Annotated in this window: 1 protein-coding gene; it reads left to right on the top strand. The window is 68.2% G+C overall.

From position 1 onward, the window contains the following. Positions 1 to 45 precede the first annotated feature (45 nt). Positions 46 to 1,570: polyketide synthase dehydratase domain-containing protein (locus AB0E07_RS39835; protein WP_362263387.1), on the top strand; the 1,525-nt coding region annotated here is incomplete at its 3' end.

A 1,570-nucleotide genomic window follows, 5' to 3' on the forward strand; every position in this document is an offset into this window, starting at 1 on the left:
GTCGAGACGTTCACGTCTGCCGTGTCCCGGCTCTGGGTGAGCGGTGTGGACGTCGACTGGCCCGCCTACTTCGCCGACCGCAACCCCCGCCGTGTCGACCTCCCGACCTACGCCTTCCAACGCGACCACTACTGGCTGACCGATACCCCGACTTCCGGGGACCCTGCGGGGCTGGGTCTCGGTGAGGCGGGCCATCCGTTGCTGGGCGCTGCCGTCGTACTCGCGGCCGGGGACGGAGTGCTGCTGACGGGGCGCCTTTCGTTGAAGACGCACTCCTGGCTGGCGGATCACGAGGTGGCTGGGTCGGTGATCCTGCCGGGTACGGCATTCGTGGAACTGGCGGTACGGGCCGGCGACGAGGTCGGATGCGGGTGTGTGCGTGAACTGACGCTTCAGGCGCCCTTGGTTCTACCCGAGCGGGGTGGGGTGCAGGTCCAGGTCGTCGTTGGGGCGGATGACGAGACAACCGGTCAGCGGACCATCGAGGTCTACTCCCGTTTGGAGGAGGGGGAGGCCGAGGCCCCTTGGACCCTGCACGCGGAGGGAGTTCTGGCTGGCGCCGGACGGGGCACAGCCTCCGCCGACTTCTCCGTGTGGCCGCCCGCTGACGCGCATCGTCTGGACGTCTCTGACTTCTACCCGGACGCCTTGGCCGCCGGCTATGACTACGGGCCAGCCTTCCAGGGCCTCACAGCTGTATGGCGCCGAGGTGACGAGACCTTTGCCGAGGTGTCCTTGGCGGCGGAACGGCACGCTGAGGCCTCCTCGTTCGGCGTCCATCCGGCCTTGCTGGACTCGGCCCTGCACGCGGTGCTGGCGACCACGGAACCTGGCGAGGGACTGCGGTTGCCGTTCCTCTGGGAGGGTGTGTCCCTTCTCGCGTCCGGTGCAGTCACGGCCAGGGTTCGTATCTCACCCCTCGGCGGCGACACCGTCTCCGTGGAACTGGCGGATCAGGCTGGTGAACCTATTGCCGTAGTCGAGTCTCTGCTGCTGCGGCCCGTATCCGCCGAGCAGTTGAGTGCGGCTGCTGGGAGTGACTCGGACTCGCTCTACCGATTGGAGTGGAGGGAGGCCCCGGCTGCGGATCACCCTGCTGCGGACCTGACGCGGTACACCGGGATCCGTGCCGTGCTTGACGATCTCGACTCGGGTGGGACGGCCCCGGACGTGGCGTACGTCGATGTGCCCGGAACCGGCTCTGGCCTGGCCTGGGCTGATGCCGGTGCCCAAGCCTGCCTTGACGTAATGGAATTGGTGCAGGGCTGGTTGGAGGACGAGCGACTCGCGGGCACGCAGCTTGTCATCGTGACGCGTGGGGCTGTGGCGGCTGATGACGGCGCGGTCGTGGAACCAACGGGGGCGAGTGTCTGGGGGTTCGTCCGGTCCGCTCAGTCGGAGAACCCCGGCCGCATCGTTCTCGTCGATGTGGATCCGGCGGTTGCAGAGCCGGGGGACCATCACGACGTCTCCCTGGCGTTGGGTTGTGGTGAGCCGCAGGTTGCTGTGCGTGGGGGCCGGGTGTTGGTTCCGCGGCTTGTGCGTGCGGTGACTGGTGGCGTGGGTGTGG

This window comes from Streptomyces sp. NPDC048002 (genome assembly GCF_040653275.1).
Lineage (GTDB): Bacteria > Actinomycetota > Actinomycetes > Streptomycetales > Streptomycetaceae > Streptomyces.